This window comes from Stenotrophomonas sp. GD04145 (genome assembly GCF_029835135.1).
GTDB classification, from domain to species: Bacteria; Pseudomonadota; Gammaproteobacteria; order Xanthomonadales; family Xanthomonadaceae; genus Stenotrophomonas; species Stenotrophomonas maltophilia_P.
This window is the reverse complement of sequence record NZ_JAODZG010000008.1, coordinates 128,586-146,686: the sequence shown is the minus strand read 5'-3', so window position 1 is coordinate 146,686 and position 18,101 is coordinate 128,586. Positions and strand designations below refer to the sequence as shown.

Genomic DNA, 18,101 nt, shown 5'->3' with positions numbered 1-18,101 from the left:
CAGCTTTTCGAGCTTGTGGCTCTCGTGTGCTTCCGCGGCCACGCCGGCATGCAGCGAGAAGCCGCCGACCTTGCCGGCGTCGCCCTCCAGCGAGCCTGCGTCACCGGGCAATGTTTGCAGCGTGACGACCTTGCGGCCAGCGTCGCGACCGGTGGCGATGCGGTAGGTCATCGAACTCATCCGCAGCCCATCCATGCCGTCGTCGCTACCCGCGCTGTCGGACAGGAACACGGATTCGTCTTCGCCTTCGAGCCAGCCGCGGCGCGACAGGTGCCGGCACACGCGATGCGCGATGGTGTTGGCGAGCTGCGTCAGTTGCGCAGAGGTGGGGGCACGGGCGCGGCGCAGGCGCGGCTTGCGCCGCGGGGGCTCGACGTTCGCGTCGTACACGCCGTCGAGCCACAGCATGTGGAAGTGAACATTCAGGTTCAGCGCGCTGCCGAAGCGCTGGATCAGGGTCACCACGCCGCATTGCGCGCTGGCGTGGTCGACGCCGACTTGATCGGCTAACCAGCCGGCGATGACGCGCTGCACGATCACCAGCACCGGGCCGATGGCCTCCGGCTTGCTGGCGAACAGGAAGCGCAGCGGGTACGGAAAACTCAGCACCCATTGCCGCACCGGCCGCGGGCCAAACACCTCCTCCACCAGGTGCCGCGCGCTCTCGGCCATGCGCCGCGCCCCGCAGCTGGGGCAGAAGCCGCGCTTCTTGCAGGAGAAGGCCACCAGCCTCTCGGCCCGGCACTGCTCGCACACCACGCGCAGGAAGCCGTGCTCGAGCACGCCGCAGCGCAGGTAGGTCTCGAACTCCTCGCGCACATACTCGGGCAGCGGGCGGTCTTCGGCCTCAAGACGCGCGATGAAGTCCGGGTAGTGCGCCTGCACTAGCGCGTACAGCAGCGTGCGCTCGGGCAGGTGGCGCGCGTAACGCGCAGCGGCGTGGGCGGCCGGCAGTGGCGCGCACACCTCGGCCTGCCGCCGGGGTGCGGTCAGGCGCGGCACGCAGCGCTCCGTTGCAGGGACGGCTGCTCAGGGTTGCGCCCGCGAGCACGCGTTCATATCGGCGTTTTCTGATCTTCGCGTCAGACATTGCCGCGGGGCGGGTAGGAAGTCTCCCGCCTCGGACGCCAGAACGCACAAAGCCCGGCACGAGGCCGGGCTTTGTGGTCTTGCTTGATGGATCGCGGGGCTTAGAAATCCATGCCGCCCATGCCGCCCATGCCGCCGCCCGGCATCGCCGGCTCTTCCTTCTTCGGCAGCTCTGCCACCATCGCTTCGGTGGTGATCATCAGGCCGGCGATGGACGCCGCGTTCTGCAGCGCGGTGCGGGTGACCTTGGTCGGGTCCAGGATGCCGAACTCGATCATGTCGCCGAACTCGCCGTTGGCGGCGTTGTAGCCGAACGCGCCCTGGCCATCGGCGACGGTGCTGTACCTGCCGCGCATCCTCGTGAACCTGGCCGAGGCAGGCGAACACCCGGCCGTGCGCGAGCGACTGGTGTTGATGGGGCGCAGGCTCTCCCGCTTCGGGCACGTGCTGTTCGGCATCGCGCTGCTGATGGGGCTCACGCTGTGGCTGCACTTCGGTTTCGCCGGCGGCTGGCTGCACGCCAAGCTGTTGCTGGTCACGCTGGTGTTCGTCTTCAGCATCGTCATCGGGCGTTGGCTGAAGGCTGCCGAAGCCGGGCGTCCGCTGCCGTCGGCACGTGCATTGCGCTGGATCAACGAGATCCCGCTGGTGCTCCTGGTCGGCATCGTCTATCTGGTGGTCGGCAAGCCGTTCTGAGGCGGGCCCGAACCGATCAGAAGCGCGTCAGATGCTTCTTCTGCGTGACGCGGTGCACGTCGTGTACCGCGTAGCCGTGGTCGCGGTCGGGCAGGTCGAACCAGCCGGGGTGTGACAGCGTCTGCCGGGTATCGGCCAGCCCGCTCTGCCAATGGCTCTCCATGCTGATGCGGCCGAACGCATAGTCCTTGAACTGCTGTTCGTGCGGCTTGGCCTGGTAGATCAGGTGGACGATGTTGATGACGCGATCGTCCAGCCACGGCGCCAGTGCCTCGCGGGCACTTTCGGGCAGTCCGCCTTCGGGCAGGCGGGCGATGAGGTCGTTCAGCGCGGTCCGCAACTGCTGGGTGCGCGCGACCGTATCGGTGCCGTGGCGGGTGCGGCTGGAATACTGGATGTCCTTGCCGCGTTCGAGCACGTCCATCATCGTCTGCGGCCGCTGCCCGCGCGCGCTCCACAGGTCCACCTGGAAGGCCAGCGTGTCTTCGCGCGGCCATTCGTCGAGGATGTGTTCCAGCGGCGTGTTCGAGACCACGCCGCCGTCCCAGTAATGGCGGCCCTCGATCTCTACCGGCGCGAAGGCCGGCGGCAGCGAGCCTGAGGCGAGGATGTGCTTCGGCCCGATCCGGGTGTCGCGGCTGTCGAAATAGCGGAAGTTGCCGCTCTCCACGTCGGTGACGCCAACGGTCAGGCGCACCGTGCGGTCATCGTTGATGCGGTCGAAATCCACCAGCCGCTCGAGCGTTGCCAACAGCGGCGTGGTGTCGTAGAAACTGGTGGCCTGCGGCGTGCCGTCGCAGCGCATGAAGGGCGAGGCCGGCCACGGGGTGAAGAAGCCGCGCTGGCCCTGCCACAAGGCGGCCAGGGCGCTCATCGTCGCGGCCCAGGTTTCCAGAGCCGGGTTCATCGGCAGCATCGAAAGCCCGGCGCGCACGCCCATCGCCGGCCAGCTGGCGAGGCCCGCGGGTTCGCAGATCGTTTCCCAGAAATCACGCAGCCGTTCGATGCGATCCTGCGGCCGGTTGCCGGCGATGATCGCCGCGTTGATCGCGCCGATCGAGATGCCGGCGTACCAGTTGGGGCGGATGCCGGCCTCGTTGAGCGCCTGATAGACGCCGCACTGGTAGGCGCCGAGCGCGCCGCCGCCCTGGAGCACCAGGGCGATGGCGGGATATTGAGCGACCTTCTCGAGCAGTTGCGGGGACGTGTCCATGGCGAGGGATCATGCCACGGCGTGCGTGGCCGACCGCTTCACTGCATGAACCAGCCGTGGCTCACCACGATGCTCTGGCCGGTGAGCGCGTTGGTCTCGAAAGCGGCCAGGGTCAGCGCCACGTTGGCCACGTCGTCGAGCGTGGTGAATTCGCCATCGACGGTGTCCTTCAGCATGATCTTCTGGATCACTTCCTCTTCGCTGATGCCGAACTCCTTGGCCTGCTCCGGGATCTGCTTGTCCACCAGCGGGGTGCGCACGAAGCCCGGGCAGATCACGTTGGAGCGGATGCCGAGCTTGCCGCCTTCCTTGGCGATGGTGCGGGCGAGGCCGAGCAGGCCGTGCTTGGCGGTGACGTAGGGCGCCTTCAGCGGCGAGGCCAGATGCGAGTGCACCGAGCCCATCAGGATGATCGCGCCGGGCGCACCGCGCTTCTCCATGTCCTTCATGCACTCGCGGGTGGTCAGGAAGGCGCCGTCGAGGTGGATGGCGAGCATCTTCTTCCAGTCCTCGAACGAGAACTCGGTGATCTTGTTGATGATCTGGATGCCGGCATTGGAGACCAGCACGTCCACCCGGCCCCATTCGGCGGCGATCTGCGCGACGCCTTCGACCACCTGCGATTCGCTGGTGACGTCCATCGCCACGGCCATCGCCTGGCCGCCGGATTCGCGGATCGCGGCGGCGGTGGCTTCCGCGGCGTCCAGCTTCAGGTCGGCGATCGCGACGCGGCCACCGGCGGCGGCATAGGTTTCGGCGATGTGCTTGCCGATGCCGCTGGCGGCACCGGTGACCAGGCAGACCTTGCCATCAAGTTCGATTCGGGACATGGGGCTCTCCTCAGGCGGGTCGTCGATGATCGCCCAGCGCGTGGCCGGCCGCCATCGGCCGAAAGGGCATCAAGGCGTGGCGAAGCGGCCCGGCACCGGCATCGTCCCCGCCATCAAACGCGCTTACCTCTGGGCACCTTCGGGTGCCCAGATCATTTGCGGGCCGCGAAAAGCCGTCCGGACAGCCATATAGATCTCAAATGGAATTCAAATATCAGATGATATACATTACCGTGGGAGTGACCTTTCGCTAGGGAAACTCTGAACAACTCCCCCGAAGTGGGCGACAATAGCGCAACGCGATGAGGGTGACGATCGATACAGCTGACGTTCGGTGATGCCGAAGGCATGGGCAAGCGCAAGCGGACCCGCAAGGAGATCTTCCTGGCCGAGATGGATCAGGTGGTGCCGTGGAAGGCGCTGCTGAAGCTGATTGAGCCGCACTATCCGAAGATGGGTCGCCCTGGCCGGCAGCCGTATCCGCTGTCAACGATGCTGCGGGTTCACTTCCTTCAGCAGTGGTACGCGCTCAGCGACCCGGCCATGGAAGAGGCGCTTTACGACACAGCGGTGATGCGCCGGTTCGCCGAGCTGAGCGGTTTGGACGACATCCCCGACGAGACCACGATCCTCAACTTCCGGCGTCTGCTGGAGACGCATGACCTGGCGCCGAAGATCCTGGCGCGGGTGAACGCGCACCTGGCACGCAAGGGCCAGAGCCTGCGCGCGGGCACGATCGTGGACGCCACGATCATTGCCGCGCCAAGCTCGACGAAGAACAAGGATGGCAAGCGCGATCCGGAGATGCACCAGACGAAGAAGGGCAACCAGTGGCACTTCGGGATGAAGGCGCACATTGGCGTGGACGAGTATTCGGGGCTGGTGCACCACGTGGAGTGCACGGCCGCGAACGTCGGCGACGTGACCCAGGTGCACAAGCTGCTGCATGGCAAGGAGGATACGGTGTGCGGCGACAGTGGCTACACCGGCGCCGACAAGCGCGAAGAGCTGCAGCACGTTGCCGTCGGCTTCCTGATCGCGGAGAAGCCGTCGAAGCTGCGGGCGATGAAGAACAAGCGTGACCGCAAATACGCCGAGCGCTGGGAGCGCTACAAGGCCAGCGTGCGCGCGAAGGTTGAGCACCCGTTCCGGGTGGTGAAGCGCCAGTTCGGTTACGCCAAAGTGCGTTACCGCGGGCTGGCAAAGAACACTGCGCAGGTGCTGACACTGTTCGCGCTGTCGAACCTGTGGATGGCGCGGCGAGATTTATTGGCGGCTGCGGGATAGTTGCGCCTGGATGGCGGGGAAGCCCGCCAGAACAGGCCGGAAACGGCCGAAATCCGACCTGAAATCGATGAAAATCGCTGCCCGACACAATATTGATGCTCGTGTGGCGGCAAAAGCAGCATCAGGGCGTGTTATTCAGATGATCCCTAGATCGATGACCTTGAACTTCCCCGACTGGAGTCCGTACATGTATTACAGCAGTGGCAATTACGAAGCCTTCGCCCGCCCGCGCAAGCCAGACGGGGTCGACGGCAAATCCGCATGGTTCGTCGGCTCCGGCCTGGCCTCGCTGGCCGGCGCCGCCTTCCTGATCCGCGATGGCCAGATGCCGGGCGAGCGCATCACCATCCTGGAACGCATCGACGTGCCGGGCGGCGCACTGGATGGACTTGAGAAGCCGGACAAGGGCTTCGTGATCCGCGGCGGCCGCGAGATGGAGAACCATTTCGAATGCCTGTGGGATCTGTTCCGCAGCATTCCGTCGCTGGAAGTCGAGGGGGCCAGCGTGCTCGACGAGTTCTACTGGCTGAACAAGGACGACCCCAATTTCTCCCTGCAGCGCGCCACCATCGAACAGGGCAAGCCTGCGCCCGACATGGGCAAGTTCACGCTCAGCAAGGCCGCGCAGAAGGACATGCTCAAGGTCTTCATGGCCACGCGCGAGGAGATGGAGAACAAGCGCATCAACGAGGTGTTCGGTGAGGACTTCCTCGCCAGCAACTTCTGGATGTACTGGCGCACCATGTTCGCGTTCGAAGAGTGGCATTCGGCGCTGGAAATGAAGCTCTATCTGCACCGCTTCATCCACCACATCGGCGGTCTGGCGGATCTTTCCGCGTTGAAGTTCACCCGCTTCAACCAGTACGAATCGCTGGTGCTGCCATTGGTGAAGTGGTTGAAGGACCAGGGCGTGGTGTTCCAGTACTGCACCGAGGTGACAGATGTCGATTTCGACATCGATGCCACCAACGGACGCAAGCAGGCCACGCGCATCCACTGAAACCGCGACGGCCAGCCCGGTGGCATGGCACTCGGCCCCGATGACCTGTTGTTCATGACCATCGGCTCGCTGGTGGAAAACAGCAACGAGGGCGACCACAAGACCGCGGCGCTGCTGGACGAAGGCCCGGCACCGGCTTGGGATCTGTGGCGGCGCATCGCGGCCAAGGATCCGTCGTTCGGGCGGCCCGACGTGTTCGGCACGCACATTCCGGAGACCAAATGGGAATCCGCCACCATCACCACGCTGGACGCGCGCATCCCGAAGTACATCGAGAAGATCGCCAAGCGCGACCCGTTCAGCGGCAAGGTGGTGACCGGCGGGATTGTCACCGCCAAGGATTCCAGCTGGCTGCTGAGCTGGACGGTGAACCGCCAGCCGCACTTCAAGAAGCAGCCCAAGGACCAGGTCGTGATCTGGTTCTATGGCCTGTTCGCGGACGTGCCGGGGGATTACGTCAAGAAGCCGATGCAGGACTGCACCGGCGAGGAAATCACCCAGGAATGGCTGTATCACATGGGTGTGTCGGTTGAGGACATCGCGGAGCTTGCAGCCACGGGAGCCAACACCGTGCCGGTGATGATGCCGTACATCACCGCCTTCTTCATGCCGCGTCAAGCCGGTGATCGCCCTGACGTGGTGCCAGCGGGCGCTGTGAACTTCGCATTCATCGGCCAGTTCGCGGAGTCGAAGCAACGCGACTGTATCTTCACCACCGAGTACTCGGTGCGCACGCCGATGGAAGCGGTCTACACGCTGTTGGGCATTGAACGCGGCGTGCCGGAAGTGTTCAATTCCACCTACGACATCCGCACCCTGCTGGATGCACTGCACCAGCTGCGCGATGGCGAAGAATTGGCGTTGCCGGGCCCGTCGTTCCTGCGCGACCGCGTGTTGGCCAGGCTCGACCGCACCGAGATCGGTGCATTGCTCCACGACGCCGGCCTGCTGGCCGGGGAGGACGCATGAACATGACACAGGACACCACAAAGACCGTCGCCTCGCCCTCCGGCCTGCAGCGGGTGACCGTGCTGGGCACTGGCGTGCTCGGCGCGCAGATCGCCTTCCAGTGCGCCTTTCACGGCAAGAGCGTCACGGCGTACGACATTGACGCAGCAGCGCTGGAGCGTGCCCGCGACGCCCTGACGCGATTGGCTCAGACATATGCCGCCGACCTGCCGGGGACGACGCCCGAGGCGACCACCAGGGTCGCGGCGGCCATCGCACTGAGCAGCGACCTTGCGCAGGCCGTGCGCGACGCGGACCTGGTAATTGAAGCGGTGCCGGAGAAGCTGGAACTCAAGCGCTCAGTCTATGCCGAACTCGCCAGGCTGGCGCGCGAAGGCACCATCTTCGCCACCAACTCCTCCACGCTGCTGCCCAGTGCATTCGCGGATGCGACGGGCCGGCCGGAGAAGTTCCTGGCGTTGCATTTCGCCAATCACATCTGGCGCCAGAACACAGCGGAAGTGATGGGTACGCCGCAGACCGATCCTGAGGTGTTCGAGCAGGTGGCGCGCTTCGCTGCGGAAATCGGCATGGAACCGATCCGACTGCACAAGGAGCAGCCGGGTTACGTGCTGAATTCGCTGCTGGTGCCGTTGCTCAACGCGGCCGCCGCCTTGTTGTTGAAAGGTGTGGCGAGTCCGGAGGACATCGACAAGACCTGGCGAATCGGGACCGGCGCCAAGCTGGGGCCGTTCCAGATCTACGACATTGTCGGCCTGCGCACGGCGTACAACATCGCAAGCGCAAATCCCGCAACGCAGGGCTGGGCCGAATATCTCAAGGTGAACTACATCGACAAGGGTCGCCTGGGCGCCGGTGCGGGGGGTGGCTTCTACGATGATTGACGCCATGTCCGCCGCCCGTGCGTGCTCCGTCGGGAACGGTCACCGCACGCTGACGGCGTCCTGTGCAAGGCGGTGGCATACTGCCGCCCCGTCGCGCCGGAGCCGGCCGTGAGCCAAGCCCAACGCCACGCACGTCCGCTCAACCGCAGTGAATCGCAGGCCCGCACGCGCGCGGCGCTGCTGGATGCCGCCGAGGCGCTGATCGTGGAGCACTCGATCCCGGCGCTGTCGCTGCGCGCCGTCTGCACGCGTGCCGGCTATACGCAGGGGGCCTTCTACTCCAACTTCGCCGATCGCGAGGAGCTGCTGCTGGAGGTGATGGAGCGCAACCTCGAACAGAAGGCCGCCAGCCTGGAGCAGATGCTGGCGACCTGCGGCGACGCAGGTCTCGACGGCACCCTGGCGTGCATCCTGGATTGGCTGGACACCATCCACCATCGGGGCGAATGGGCGCGCATCGCCATGGAGCTGGGGTATAGGAAGTTCAACCGCCCTTTTTGGCGAGTCTGGCGGGTAGGACGCGGCCACGCAAGCGCCGCTTTGGGCACAGATCGGGCACAGATCGGGGGTTCATGCGTGGGTTTTCGACATCGCGGGGCCACGCAGCGGCTCAGTGCGTAGCCATTTCTCACCGAATCCCGGCACAGGGCCGAGCGCAGCCCTGCGGGGTCGTGGCCGCATCGGATCGGACTCTGGCTTGGCTGCCGGCTGCGTGGCCGGCACCTCGTCACGCGGCCGGCGGCGGCGCGCGCGCTGCGGGCCGGTAGTGCGCTTGCTCCAGCGCGCCGTGCTTCTCGAAGTGGGCGAGGATGGCGCGGATGGTTTTGGGTTCCTCGATGCTGGCGACGATCCGTACCGCGCCGCCGCAGTGGGCGCAGGTGGTGATGTCGATGGAAAAGACCCGCTTGAGCCGTTGCGCCCAGCTCATCGCACGGCGCTTCTGCTCGGGGCTGCGCGGCTCGTCGTGGGCGCTGACGTCCACCGGCACTGCATCGCTCGCAGGCCGCTTGCCGCGCCCCGATGGCGTCAGCTGCGCACGCAGGTTTGCATTCGGGGCGAATACGCCGTGGAAGCGGGTGAGATGCGCGCGGGGTGGCGGCACCAGCGCCGCCAGCTTGGCGATGAAGTCCACCGCATCCCATTCGACATGCGTGGTGCCATTGCGCCACGGCGTCTTGAGCTGGTAACGCACCCTGCCCTGTGGCGAGATCGATAGCCGCTGCTCGCTGATCGCCGGGCGCGTGATGTAGCGGCACAGCTTTTCGAGCTTGTGGCTTTCGTGTGCTTCCGCGGCCACGCCGGCATGCAGCGAGAAGCCGCCGACCTTGCCGGCGTCGCCGTCCAGAGAACCCGCATCACCGGGTAGCGTTTTCAGGGTGACGACCTTGCGGCCAGCGTCGCGACCGGTGGCGATGCGGTAGGTCATCGAACTCATCCGCAGCCCATCCATGCCGTCGTCGCTACCCGCGCTGTCGGACAGGAACACGGATTCGTCTTCGCCTTCGAGCCAGCCGCGGCGCGACAGGTGCCGGCACACGCGATGCGCGATGGTGTTGGCCAGTTCCGTCAGTTGCGCCGATGTGGGCGCACGGGTGCGGTGCAGGCGCGGCTTGCGCTGCGGACGCTCGGTGGTGTCCTCGTACACGCCGTCGAGCCACAGCATGTGGAAGTGGATGTTGAGATTCAGCGCGCTGCCGAAGCGCTGGATCAGGGTCACCACGCCGCATTGCGCCGTATCCCGCGGCACGCCGGCCTGATCGGCAAGCCAACCGGCGATCACACGATGCACGATGCCCAGCACCGGGCTGATGGCCTCCGGCTTGCTGGCGAACAGGAAGCGCAACGGGTAGGGGAGGAACAACGGGGTCAGGTTCACTTCCTGATCGCTCAGAATGCGGAGGCCCAGCAGAGATGCGGGCCTTTTCGATTCAAATCATGCGAATGTCCGCTTCGGGTCGGAAGCAGCCGCTCAACTGCTGGTTAAGCCTAATCGATCCATTAACCGATTGGCCCACATCTTTGCGCTGTGTCGAAATTTCTCCCTTGGGATCAGCACCCTGGGAACGCGCTCACAGGCACAGATATCTTCAAGCGTCTTCTCTAACTCCGTAGACCAGTGACCGCCGAGCTCGACCCAACCGTCGAGCATCTTGCCAACTGCATCCTCGATCACGTGGGGTGACGACCCACGCGGGAATCTCATGGACATCAACGACAGGGCTATAACACCGGTGCGCTCGATGTCGATGAGAACAATGATCTCTTGGTTGTGTGGGTCTATCGTCACCACCATGGCAGGACGGGGCCTAGCACCAATGGTCGAGGACGCATGACCTTGTTTGAGTTGCACAAGTGTCATCGCGAAGTGTACGTCGGGTAGTTGGTCGCGCATGTGGCGTACGGTTTCATCGAGCGCATCGAGATCACCCATTTCCACGTCTGGTGCCGCATGTAGCAAACGGAACTCCAGCGGAGGTAGCTTGGCGGTGCCCGCGCGCTCGCCCGAGCTGACCTCGACGATGCGGGTTCGCTTGTTCTTCGGGCGTTTTGCGGCCTTATTGCCGGGCTTCTTGCCATGATGTTTCACCTCCGCGGCCGCCTTGGCCACTATCACAGAGTTCTCGAAGGCAGATCTTCGGGCCGGGGCGTCCACGATCTGCGGGCCCCGGTAGCTGGTGCTGCCTTCTTCGCCATCATCGACGTCGAAGTCCTTCACGGTTGAAGCTTCTTCATCGCCTTCCGGTGCCGATGGACCCGGCGCAGGATCCCCGCCCCCTCCAGACAACAGAGCCGTAACCTTCGTGAAGGCCGGGTGGCTGTATTCCAGTTTGGCGAACGGCAGGCGTCTGCCGCCGACGAACTTGAGTTCCTGCACCAGCCACTGGTTGCCGTGACGCACCCCGCGAAATACCCAGTTCGAGCTCCGGATCGAGGGTGGGTCGAACAGGACGTGGCGCTGTCCTGCCGTCAGCCGCTGGACGCTGTCCCAGGAGCGCCGAGCATCTCGGTCCAGAACGATCCAGGCGAACTCCAGTGCCAATGCCTTTCCGATCACGCTCTTGGGCATCTCCCGCGTGAATTGCACCATAGCGATCTCCCGCTGCCCCGGATGCTGCGGCACGAACAACTGCTCCAGTCCGCTCGGCCGCATCAGGGCCAGGGCCAGTGTCCGGTTGTGCAGGAACAATGCCCGGACCAGCTCAATGACCGGGATCAGAACCTCGACGCCTTGCGTTCGATAACGAAACAGCCGCTGGGTTCCGGACTTTCCCTGCGGCAAAGGATAGAGCTCGAACGGGACCTCGGCCGAAGTGATGATGTCCGGGCGCCCCATATCCGGGATCACGATCTCCATGACTTCGCCGGGCAACTCGTCGACCTTCAGCACGCCGTGCTCGAACCGAATGCCCACGCTCATGATCGGCAACATGCCGATGGGTTGCTCGAGGCGGCTTAGCTCGCCTGTCTCAGTGTTCCTATAGACCGCCAGGACATTCCACTCGTTGCGCTCGTTCCGTACCAGGCCCGCCAACCAGAATAGTTCCATCGGCGCGCTTCCCAGCTTGGCGATCGAGCGGAAGACCATGCGCCTCATGCGGCGGCCTGCCCCCGATTGAAGTGGGTGGCCAGCAGACCCTCTACCATTGAGGTGTGCCGGTCGGTGAGACCTGCCTTACGGAGGATCCGCCACACCTGAAGCGGCTCATCGGCACGATCCATGTTCAGGATCGTCCACCACGCTCGTCGGCGCTGAAACGATTCCAGCGACTCAGCCACGTCACCCAACGCCTGCATCGATACCGGCAACTTGGTAGCCCGTTTGCAGATCCAGCCACGATTCCAGAACCGACGCTCGACGGCCGTTGTCGTGACGCGCACCAACGGGGTCTCGGCCCGGATCAGTTCCGCGGCCTCCCGAACCTTGGTGGCCACTTGCGTGTCGATCTCGACCCAGTTCCTCCGGGGACAGCGGGCTGATCGCCTCCTGCTGGGCTCTGGCGATCTCGCGACGGCTGTAGGAGTTTTCCTGGGCGATCCGGGTGATCTGTCCGACACTGCTTTCCAGCGGGTTCTGATGCCAAACTCGGCCGCCAGCTTGAGGACCGTCTTGGGATCGATCTCCAGCCTGCGGGCGATCTCCCGCAAGGAGCAGCCGGCAGCGACCATTTCGCCCAGCACGGATCCGAGCGATGGGCCGAACGCCTGAAACCGCGGCGCTCCAACCTTGCCCGTGTCCGGATGGAAGCTGCGCGTATAGGCATACCCACATGAGCAGGTGAACACGCCGACCCAATGCGCCCGATTGCGGTGAAATCGACAGTCGGACACCACCGCCTCACCCCGGTGGCTCGCCAGCGGATTGCAGCAGGGCCATGGGCCTTCACCAAACGGCCGTCCCGCAGAGTCTCTCGACGCCAGGAAGTCACGCACCATCAGGTGTTGGAGCGGGTGGCGCGCCTTACGGTGTTTGCGAACAAATGCCGCCAGCCAGTCCCCGGTGAACCGACTGCCCGTCATCACGCCGGGCAGCATGGGCAGGCCACCGCGATAGTGGTGCCGAAACGCTTGATCGAACTGGCGTTGGTCGACTCGGCCGTTCAGCGATGCCAGACCGGTCCGTTGCACCGCACTGCTGTAGAACGCCGTCAGCGCCTGCGGCGTCACAGGAGGACCGGGATCATCGAGCAACGCCGCACTAGCCACCGCCAACCGATGGAGCGTCTCGACAATCGGTGTCGCGACGTCCTGAATCACTGCCGGTGCGCGCCAAGGGCAGGTCTGCCGATCCGCTGGCACGAAGCGGTGACGGCTACATCCAGTCAGCCGTACCGTACCAACCTGTAGCAGCTTGGCGTGTTCCGGACAGACCAGCGCGCTGGGCAACTGATGGTCCCGGCGCCAATACAGTTCGCCGTAGCGCTCGCGCATTTGCGCGAGGCAGCTTCCGCAGAACCGCAGCTGCGTGACCCTCCCCGCGCGAAACGCCGCGATTCCGAGCCGCAGCAGCACGCTGCCATCTTCGCCAACCCGCATGGCGTGGCGAACCTGCTGCCTGACATCCTGACTCTGGTATGCCGTGTAGTACGGATACAGTGTCATCGTGTCGATGATCCGATCCGCGGCCAGGTGGCGACCGGGTGGAATGCGCGCCGCGAGGGCGTCGATGTGTTCGGGCAGATCCGGGTTCGCGATGACGAGCCTGCGCCCAAACAGCGATTCCATGGACTGGATGAACGACGGCGCACCCATGTGCCGGTGATATCGCGCGAGTACGCTGTACAGCAGCTCCTGCGGATACACCTGCGGGAAGTAGCCCAACATCGTCAAGCCGCGAAATCCAGCATCGGTGGACGCACTACGCCAGCAGCCAACAGCGCGTCGTAGGCCGCCGCACCCGCCTGCTTGCCGTTGGCGACGATCCGACGCAAATCTTCGTCGGGGAGCTCGTCAACAGGAACCTTCTTCGGCTTCGGTGGTTTTACGACAGGCGGACTTGCCTTCAACGTCGCCGTGATCGTCTGCATCAGCGTCAGCGGGTCGCCGGACGGATTGTTGGCAACTGCCTCCGCCACCAGTGCCTTGGCAACGTCTTCGGCCACACCCATCCCTTTCAACGAGGTGAGGAGCACCGCCTCCATGGATGCCGACGCCGGTGCTGCAGCCGTCGCAGCAGGCGGTGGCGCTTCAACGCTGTCCTGCGCACGGCCACCACCGATCGCCCTGCTGAGTACCAGTCCAACGTGCTCATTCAGTGAGCGCAGGTCATCGAACTTGGCGGCCTTGACCGTGTCGTTCTCGCGCAACGCCGTGATCATCGGCGCGACCATCGCGAGTTCCTCCTTGGCCACGACCCGAATCAACTCCGTCGTGATCTTTTCGGACTGGCCCTTGCGCATTTCACTGATCCCGACCAGTCGCATCTGCGCGAGCATGACCAGCTTGACCGCCAGATCCGCCACCCCTTGGCTTTCGTCATAGATAGCAGCGTTCAGCTCATCCGTCAGCGTTGTGCGCGGGTTGGTCCATTGATACCCCCAGAGTTGTTCGAGAAAGCTGTTCCAAGTAGCGCCCGGATCCATCCGGTCCCACAGCATGGAGCCCAAACCCGTGTTGCGGCGTGCCTGGCTGAAGCTTCCCTGCAGAATCGGCAGGGCACTCAACGTGCCGATCGGAATCACCGGTACGCCAATGGTGTTGACCAGCCGGACCAGGAACTTCATCAGCGCCGCAGCACCAACCTTGGCACCCCGCAGATGTTGGATCTCGTCGATGACTAACACGCCCAGCGCATGCAGGTTGGCCACCTGTGCCATGTACGCAACCATCTGCTCGACGGTCGTCTTGGTCGCGTATCGTTTGACGTAATCGGTGTGGATCAGCCGATCGACCGTATGGAAGAAATCGATACACAAATTGCGAAGAGATCCCAGCGCCGGCGCTTCCAGTCGCAACCAGACGACCTGTGTAAGGCTGAAGGGAGCATCGTGTTGGATCACCTGCGGGTACTGCGCCAGCACCTGGTTCATCGCCACTGTCTTGCCTACGCCGGGACATCCCAGCAGCGCGAAGCTGTTGGCTGTGTTCTGCACCGGCTGGGATACCGGGACCTCCAGCGATCCGGCTTCGATCCGCTCGATCCCGTTGTGCAGGTGATGCAGGTAGTCGTGAGTCAGTGGGTTGCGACCGAGGTAACCCTGTCGCAAAAGCATGCCGAACCGATCCGCCAACTCGACCTGACGGGCCAGCGGCAGGAAACACTTGGAGAGTCTGGCGATACAGTGCTTGCGCAGGTGCGCCGGAAATCCCGGCTCCGATTCCCGGAAGATAGGCGCACTTACCAACGATTTGTACAGATCTTTCTGGCCCATGATCGGAGGCAACTGGGCAATAAAAGGGTTGTCGTCATACTCAGGCAGTGAAAACGCCACGCAGTCACTGGTCATCGTCGTCCCTCAGGATTTCGTCGATAGTCGGCAGGCTGTAGTCGGTATCGTCCGTCGGTGCTGGCCTGCCTCGAATCGGCACCACGTTGGCGCTCGGCCCAGTCGGCCCGGACACGTCCTCGCCGAGCCTGAAAGTCTCCCTGGCACGATTGGCATCCTTTTCCTCTGCGCGGTTATCGCGGATGTTTGCGGTCCGGCTGGCCGCGCTGGCCTGGCTCGGCGGCCCACGTCGCGCCAAGGCCTTCTTGATGACCTGCTCGTTAGCGGCGTCGGTGTCCATCGACGCCAATACCGCATCTGTGCGTCCATCCGCCCGGCGATGCTTATCGCGCTGATCGACCTGGTCGATTTCCCATGCGGATAGATGCCGATCGGCGCGGCTACGGTCGGTCAACGTGCATTCCTCGAATGCCATCTTGACCCCCGCCGGGTGCAGGTAGATCGTGTCCATGTCGCGCGGGTCGTATGACACGACCACCTTCCAACGACCATCCTGGCGGGCCTTGTCGAACCAGCGATCCTCCATCGCGCGCTTGCAGGTGTAATAGCGGCCCCTGAATGCGATTCCGGTTTCGGTAACGGACGCCTGACCCTTCGGCATCAGGCTGAACTTCACCAGTTCCTGTGGAAAGGTCCTCAGTGCGCCAGAACGGTGGCGAATGCCCCACTCCCACAGATCGCAGGGAATGGATGGAACACCGTCGGCCCTGACGTCCCGGTCATAGTCGTAGCACTTGATCTCGTGCGAGTTGTTGTAGTGGAGGACGCAGTTGATGATGATCTCGGTGAAATCATCCAGGTTCAACACCGCGTCGAGGCGGTAGTCGGTTCCGCCCCGCTGCCGGTAGTCGACGTCGATGTAGCCCGGCGTGTACGCCTTGAACTTCGCCGGAAGCAAGCGAAAGCGACTTTCCACGACGCCTTTCCAATCGGCGCGGTAGGAACTCGTATTCTCGACTGTGACGTTGAAGCTGTTGATCAGGGTGTCGATTTTCTCACTTTCGATCTCGCCGCGGTCGCCCAGCAGGATGCCCGGCAGGTGGTGCGCCGGCCAATCTTCAGGCTGGATGGCGATGCCGAACTGGGCGCAGTAAGCCACCTTGTCCGTCGCGGTGTTGGCCAAGGCCATCATCGCCGACACCCAGGAAGGCCCCTCCAAGCCGATGTAGATCCCGGTGATCAGGCGGCTGAAGACATCGATCACAACGTAAACGACCGGACGACCGATGATCAGGCTCGGATCCAGCCGCGAGACCAGGTAGACATCCGAGATCGTGGCGTCGATCTGGTAGCGGCTCCCGGGCCCGATCACCTGCGCGTTCGAGGTTCCCAGCAGACCACGCATATCCTTGTCATAGCGCTTCGCTCCCATCCGCTTGCGCTTGATCTCCAGGCGAAGGTGATCCTTGTTGGACCAGTACTGAAATTGATCGAAAGACGGAATTCCTCCCTGCGCCTCGATTTGCTCCTGCCGGATATGCACGATCCTGCCAGTCTCCGGATCGGTGCCTTTCACCGAAAAGAACTCGGAGATCATCTTTTTGTAGGCGCCACGTAGCGTGTATTTCCCATGGACCTGACTGGCGTAGTAGCGGTCATAGGCTATAGAGAACACCCTTCGGATATCGGGGGTCACGTTGGTGCCCACTTGCTTGCCGAATTTCCGTGGTCGACCTCGTTTCTTCTCTCCTGCCTTTCGAGTCTTACCCCGGCCACCGGATCTTTCGTAATCCGGAAGCAGGGCGTTGGCCGTCATCCCACGTTGCCAGTAGCGTCGGAGGTACACATAGACCTGTGCCGTGGTGATTCGTTTGATGTCGGGGTCATCGCCCTTCCTGGCCTTCTCAACAGCGTCCGAGATCAAGGCGCCGCGCCGGTCTGCACTGAAGATGTACGGCACCTCAGCCACCAGCGGCTGTATTATTTTCCAGGCACGGTCGCGCCGGCTCCTATGCGTTTGTTTCAACTTGTCTTCCATGGCAACGACCATGAAAGGGTCCTCCACAAGCGCCACCTCTCTCGCACGGAGTCCAGCTACCAGCGGCTCGGCCGGAACCAGGTCCGGAAAGGCCCGATCCGCATCCAGCGGGTAAATGGCCAGCGTTGTTCCCTCGGCCGCCATCCACACGATTCTGACCCACTTGTTTGAACCAGGCTCTAGATCGAGAACATCTCCCACCTTCAGCATCATGCGCCCACCACCTGCAGCCGGGGCTGCTCCTGAGCGGAGACACGCAGCACATCAAACCGGTCTCGATCCGAAAACTCCCTGTCCAAGTCGATGACCACTCGCTTGTTGGCCGCCAGATGGCGCAGCACCTTCAGAGGCTCGCCGGCCGCGAACCGGCACGTGCCCTCCAAGTGCATGAAGAAGTCCCTGATCGAACCGCCACGGACTCGCTGGCACTGTACGAGGAACTGTTCGCACCGGTCCGTCCAATAGTCCGGATGCGGCGCAAATTCGTGTTGGAGCGAGCGCATTTCGTGCAGCCATGCCAGGTTGCGGATCCGTTGCTTCGGAAGCTCCCGGTCCGTCACCAGATACCAGGGAATCCGGTCGCGGCTCCAATAGCGACGTTCCAGTTCGAGCTTGTCGATCGTCCTCGGACCCGTCTTGTCGTCCTCAATCTCCTGGGCGGGCTTTATCGCGTAGGCGACGGATCTGGCCCGGCCATCGACTCGGATATCCACCAAGAAATCCGTCGTCATAACTACGTCAACTCGTGTACGTGGATCGCGCGGATGCTCAATGCCCATCTTCCCGGCCAGCATGCGCGTGACTTCCCGGTCCAGCGGAAACTGTTCGCGAATATCGAACACCGAATCCGACCACTCCAACATACGAAGGAACCCCGACTCCAGATTCGACAGGCAATGGTGTTCCCGCCCTGTCTTGAATCCGAAAGTTCTCGAGGCAAGCCCCAGCGATGGGACGTCGTGAATGGTCAACCACGGCTTGTATTCCTTGCCGTTCCCGGTGCCACGCCCTTCCTTCTGATAGCGGGTGATCTTGGCTTCGTCGAAGTCGTATCTGCGCTTCGCCATCCGTCACCTCACGAGGTGACGGATGGCTCCTTGGGCTGCGCCCATGACTGCCTCCATCTAACTGGAATCGAGATGTGATCCCGGGAGACTTGACACGTTTTTCGGAGTCAAGCAGACTCCTGACCAAGCGCCACGCTTGATTCA

General features: G+C 63.6%; 13 protein-coding genes and 2 pseudogenes. 5 read left to right on the top strand and 10 right to left on the bottom strand.

The genetic code is table 11. The features are described 5' to 3' along the window. On the bottom strand, nt 1-966 hold a 966-nt coding region (locus N7367_RS07015; protein ID WP_279942053.1), incomplete at its 3' end, for a transposase zinc-binding domain-containing protein. Between the two features lie 224 nt (nt 967-1,190). Further along, nucleotides 1,191-1,418 (bottom strand): annotated as a pseudogene (locus N7367_RS07010) (TCP-1/cpn60 chaperonin family protein); the annotation flags it as partial. 7 nt (nt 1,419-1,425) lie between these two features. Between N7367_RS07010 and N7367_RS07005 the strand changes: the two are divergent. After that, nucleotides 1,426-1,785 carry a CopD family protein gene (locus tag N7367_RS07005; RefSeq protein ID WP_049881948.1) on the top strand — a complete coding sequence of 120 codons (360 nt, stop codon included), beginning with the start codon at nt 1,426-1,428 and terminating at the stop codon, nt 1,783-1,785. Nucleotides 1,786-1,801: 16 nt separating this feature from the next. Here N7367_RS07005 and N7367_RS07000 read toward each other — a convergent pair whose 3' ends face one another. Beyond that, the gene (locus N7367_RS07000) at nt 1,802-2,998 is read right to left on the bottom strand and encodes a patatin-like phospholipase family protein (protein ID WP_023124371.1); all 1,197 of its coding nucleotides are present in this window, start codon (nt 2,996-2,998) and stop codon (nt 1,802-1,804) included. 38 nt (nt 2,999-3,036) lie between these two features. Beyond that, complete coding sequence (locus N7367_RS06995; protein WP_023124372.1) at nt 3,037-3,828, bottom strand: 3-hydroxybutyrate dehydrogenase; 792 nt, start codon at nt 3,826-3,828, stop codon at nt 3,037-3,039. A gap of 318 nt (nt 3,829-4,146) precedes the next feature. On the opposite strand from N7367_RS06995, the gene N7367_RS06990 reads away from it, so the two are divergent. The 4 genes and pseudogenes from N7367_RS06990 to N7367_RS06975 all read left to right on the top strand — a co-directional run bounded on the left by N7367_RS06990 (nt 4,147) and on the right by N7367_RS06975 (nt 8,589). After that, nucleotides 4,147-5,115 (top strand): IS5 family transposase, encoded by a 969-nt coding sequence (locus N7367_RS06990; protein ID WP_075076220.1) that lies wholly within the window; start codon nt 4,147-4,149, stop codon nt 5,113-5,115. A gap of 187 nt (nt 5,116-5,302) precedes the next feature. After that, nucleotides 5,303-7,084: pseudogene (locus tag N7367_RS06985) on the top strand (oleate hydratase). Continuing rightward, nucleotides 7,081-7,968: a 3-hydroxyacyl-CoA dehydrogenase gene (locus N7367_RS06980; protein ID WP_016448220.1), complete on the top strand. Its 888-nt coding sequence runs from the start codon at nt 7,081-7,083 to the stop codon at nt 7,966-7,968. Before N7367_RS06985 ends, N7367_RS06980 begins: the two are co-directional and overlap by 4 nt. Before the next feature lie 108 nt (nt 7,969-8,076). Beyond that, nucleotides 8,077-8,589 (top strand): TetR/AcrR family transcriptional regulator, encoded by a 513-nt coding sequence (locus N7367_RS06975; RefSeq protein WP_181453448.1) that lies wholly within the window; start codon nt 8,077-8,079, stop codon nt 8,587-8,589. Nucleotides 8,590-8,695: 106 nt separating this feature from the next. Here N7367_RS06975 and N7367_RS06970 read toward each other — a convergent pair whose 3' ends face one another. The 6 genes from N7367_RS06970 to N7367_RS06945 form a co-directional block, all read right to left on the bottom strand. Beyond that, the gene (locus tag N7367_RS06970) at nt 8,696-9,844 is read right to left on the bottom strand and encodes a transposase (RefSeq protein ID WP_279942048.1); all 1,149 of its coding nucleotides are present in this window, start codon (nt 9,842-9,844) and stop codon (nt 8,696-8,698) included. A 93-nt stretch (nt 9,845-9,937) separates the two neighbouring features. After that, the gene (locus N7367_RS06965; protein WP_075077136.1) at nt 9,938-11,554 is read right to left on the bottom strand and encodes a hypothetical protein; all 1,617 of its coding nucleotides are present in this window, start codon (nt 11,552-11,554) and stop codon (nt 9,938-9,940) included. A gap of 5 nt (nt 11,555-11,559) precedes the next feature. Then, the gene (locus N7367_RS06960) at nt 11,560-13,290 is read right to left on the bottom strand and encodes a TnsD family Tn7-like transposition protein (RefSeq protein WP_075077135.1); all 1,731 of its coding nucleotides are present in this window, start codon (nt 13,288-13,290) and stop codon (nt 11,560-11,562) included. A gap of 2 nt (nt 13,291-13,292) precedes the next feature. Then, nucleotides 13,293-14,912, bottom strand: a complete 1,620-nt coding sequence (locus N7367_RS06955; protein ID WP_075077134.1) for an ATP-binding protein — start codon at nt 14,910-14,912, stop codon at nt 13,293-13,295. Next, the gene (locus tag N7367_RS06950) at nt 14,902-17,103 is read right to left on the bottom strand and encodes a Mu transposase C-terminal domain-containing protein (RefSeq protein ID WP_080469307.1); all 2,202 of its coding nucleotides are present in this window, start codon (nt 17,101-17,103) and stop codon (nt 14,902-14,904) included. The genes N7367_RS06955 and N7367_RS06950 overlap by 11 nt, the downstream gene beginning before the upstream one ends. Then, a complete protein-coding gene (locus tag N7367_RS06945) occupies nt 17,100-17,957 on the bottom strand; it encodes a heteromeric transposase endonuclease subunit TnsA (RefSeq protein WP_075077133.1) in 858 nt (285 codons plus the stop codon). Before N7367_RS06945 ends, N7367_RS06950 begins: the two co-directional genes overlap by 4 nt. Nucleotides 17,958-18,101 lie beyond the last annotated feature (144 nt).

Coding starts and splice junctions, on each gene's coding strand:
- N7367_RS07000 (WP_023124371.1), bottom strand. CDS start 2,998: ATGGACACGTCCCCGCAACTGCTCGAGAAGGTCGCTCAATATCCCGCC.
- N7367_RS06995 (WP_023124372.1), bottom strand. CDS start 3,828: ATGTCCCGAATCGAACTTGATGGCAAGGTCTGCCTGGTCACCGGTGCC.
- N7367_RS06980 (WP_016448220.1), top strand. CDS start 7,081: ATGAACATGACACAGGACACCACAAAGACCGTCGCCTCGCCCTCCGGC.
- N7367_RS06965 (WP_075077136.1), bottom strand. CDS start 11,554: ATGGTCTTCCGCTCGATCGCCAAGCTGGGAAGCGCGCCGATGGAACTA.
- N7367_RS06960 (WP_075077135.1), bottom strand. CDS start 13,290: ATGTTGGGCTACTTCCCGCAGGTGTATCCGCAGGAGCTGCTGTACAGC.
- N7367_RS06955 (WP_075077134.1), bottom strand. CDS start 14,912: ATGACCAGTGACTGCGTGGCGTTTTCACTGCCTGAGTATGACGACAAC.
- N7367_RS06950 (WP_080469307.1), bottom strand. CDS start 17,103: ATGATGCTGAAGGTGGGAGATGTTCTCGATCTAGAGCCTGGTTCAAAC.
- N7367_RS06945 (WP_075077133.1), bottom strand. CDS start 17,957: ATGGCGAAGCGCAGATACGACTTCGACGAAGCCAAGATCACCCGCTAT.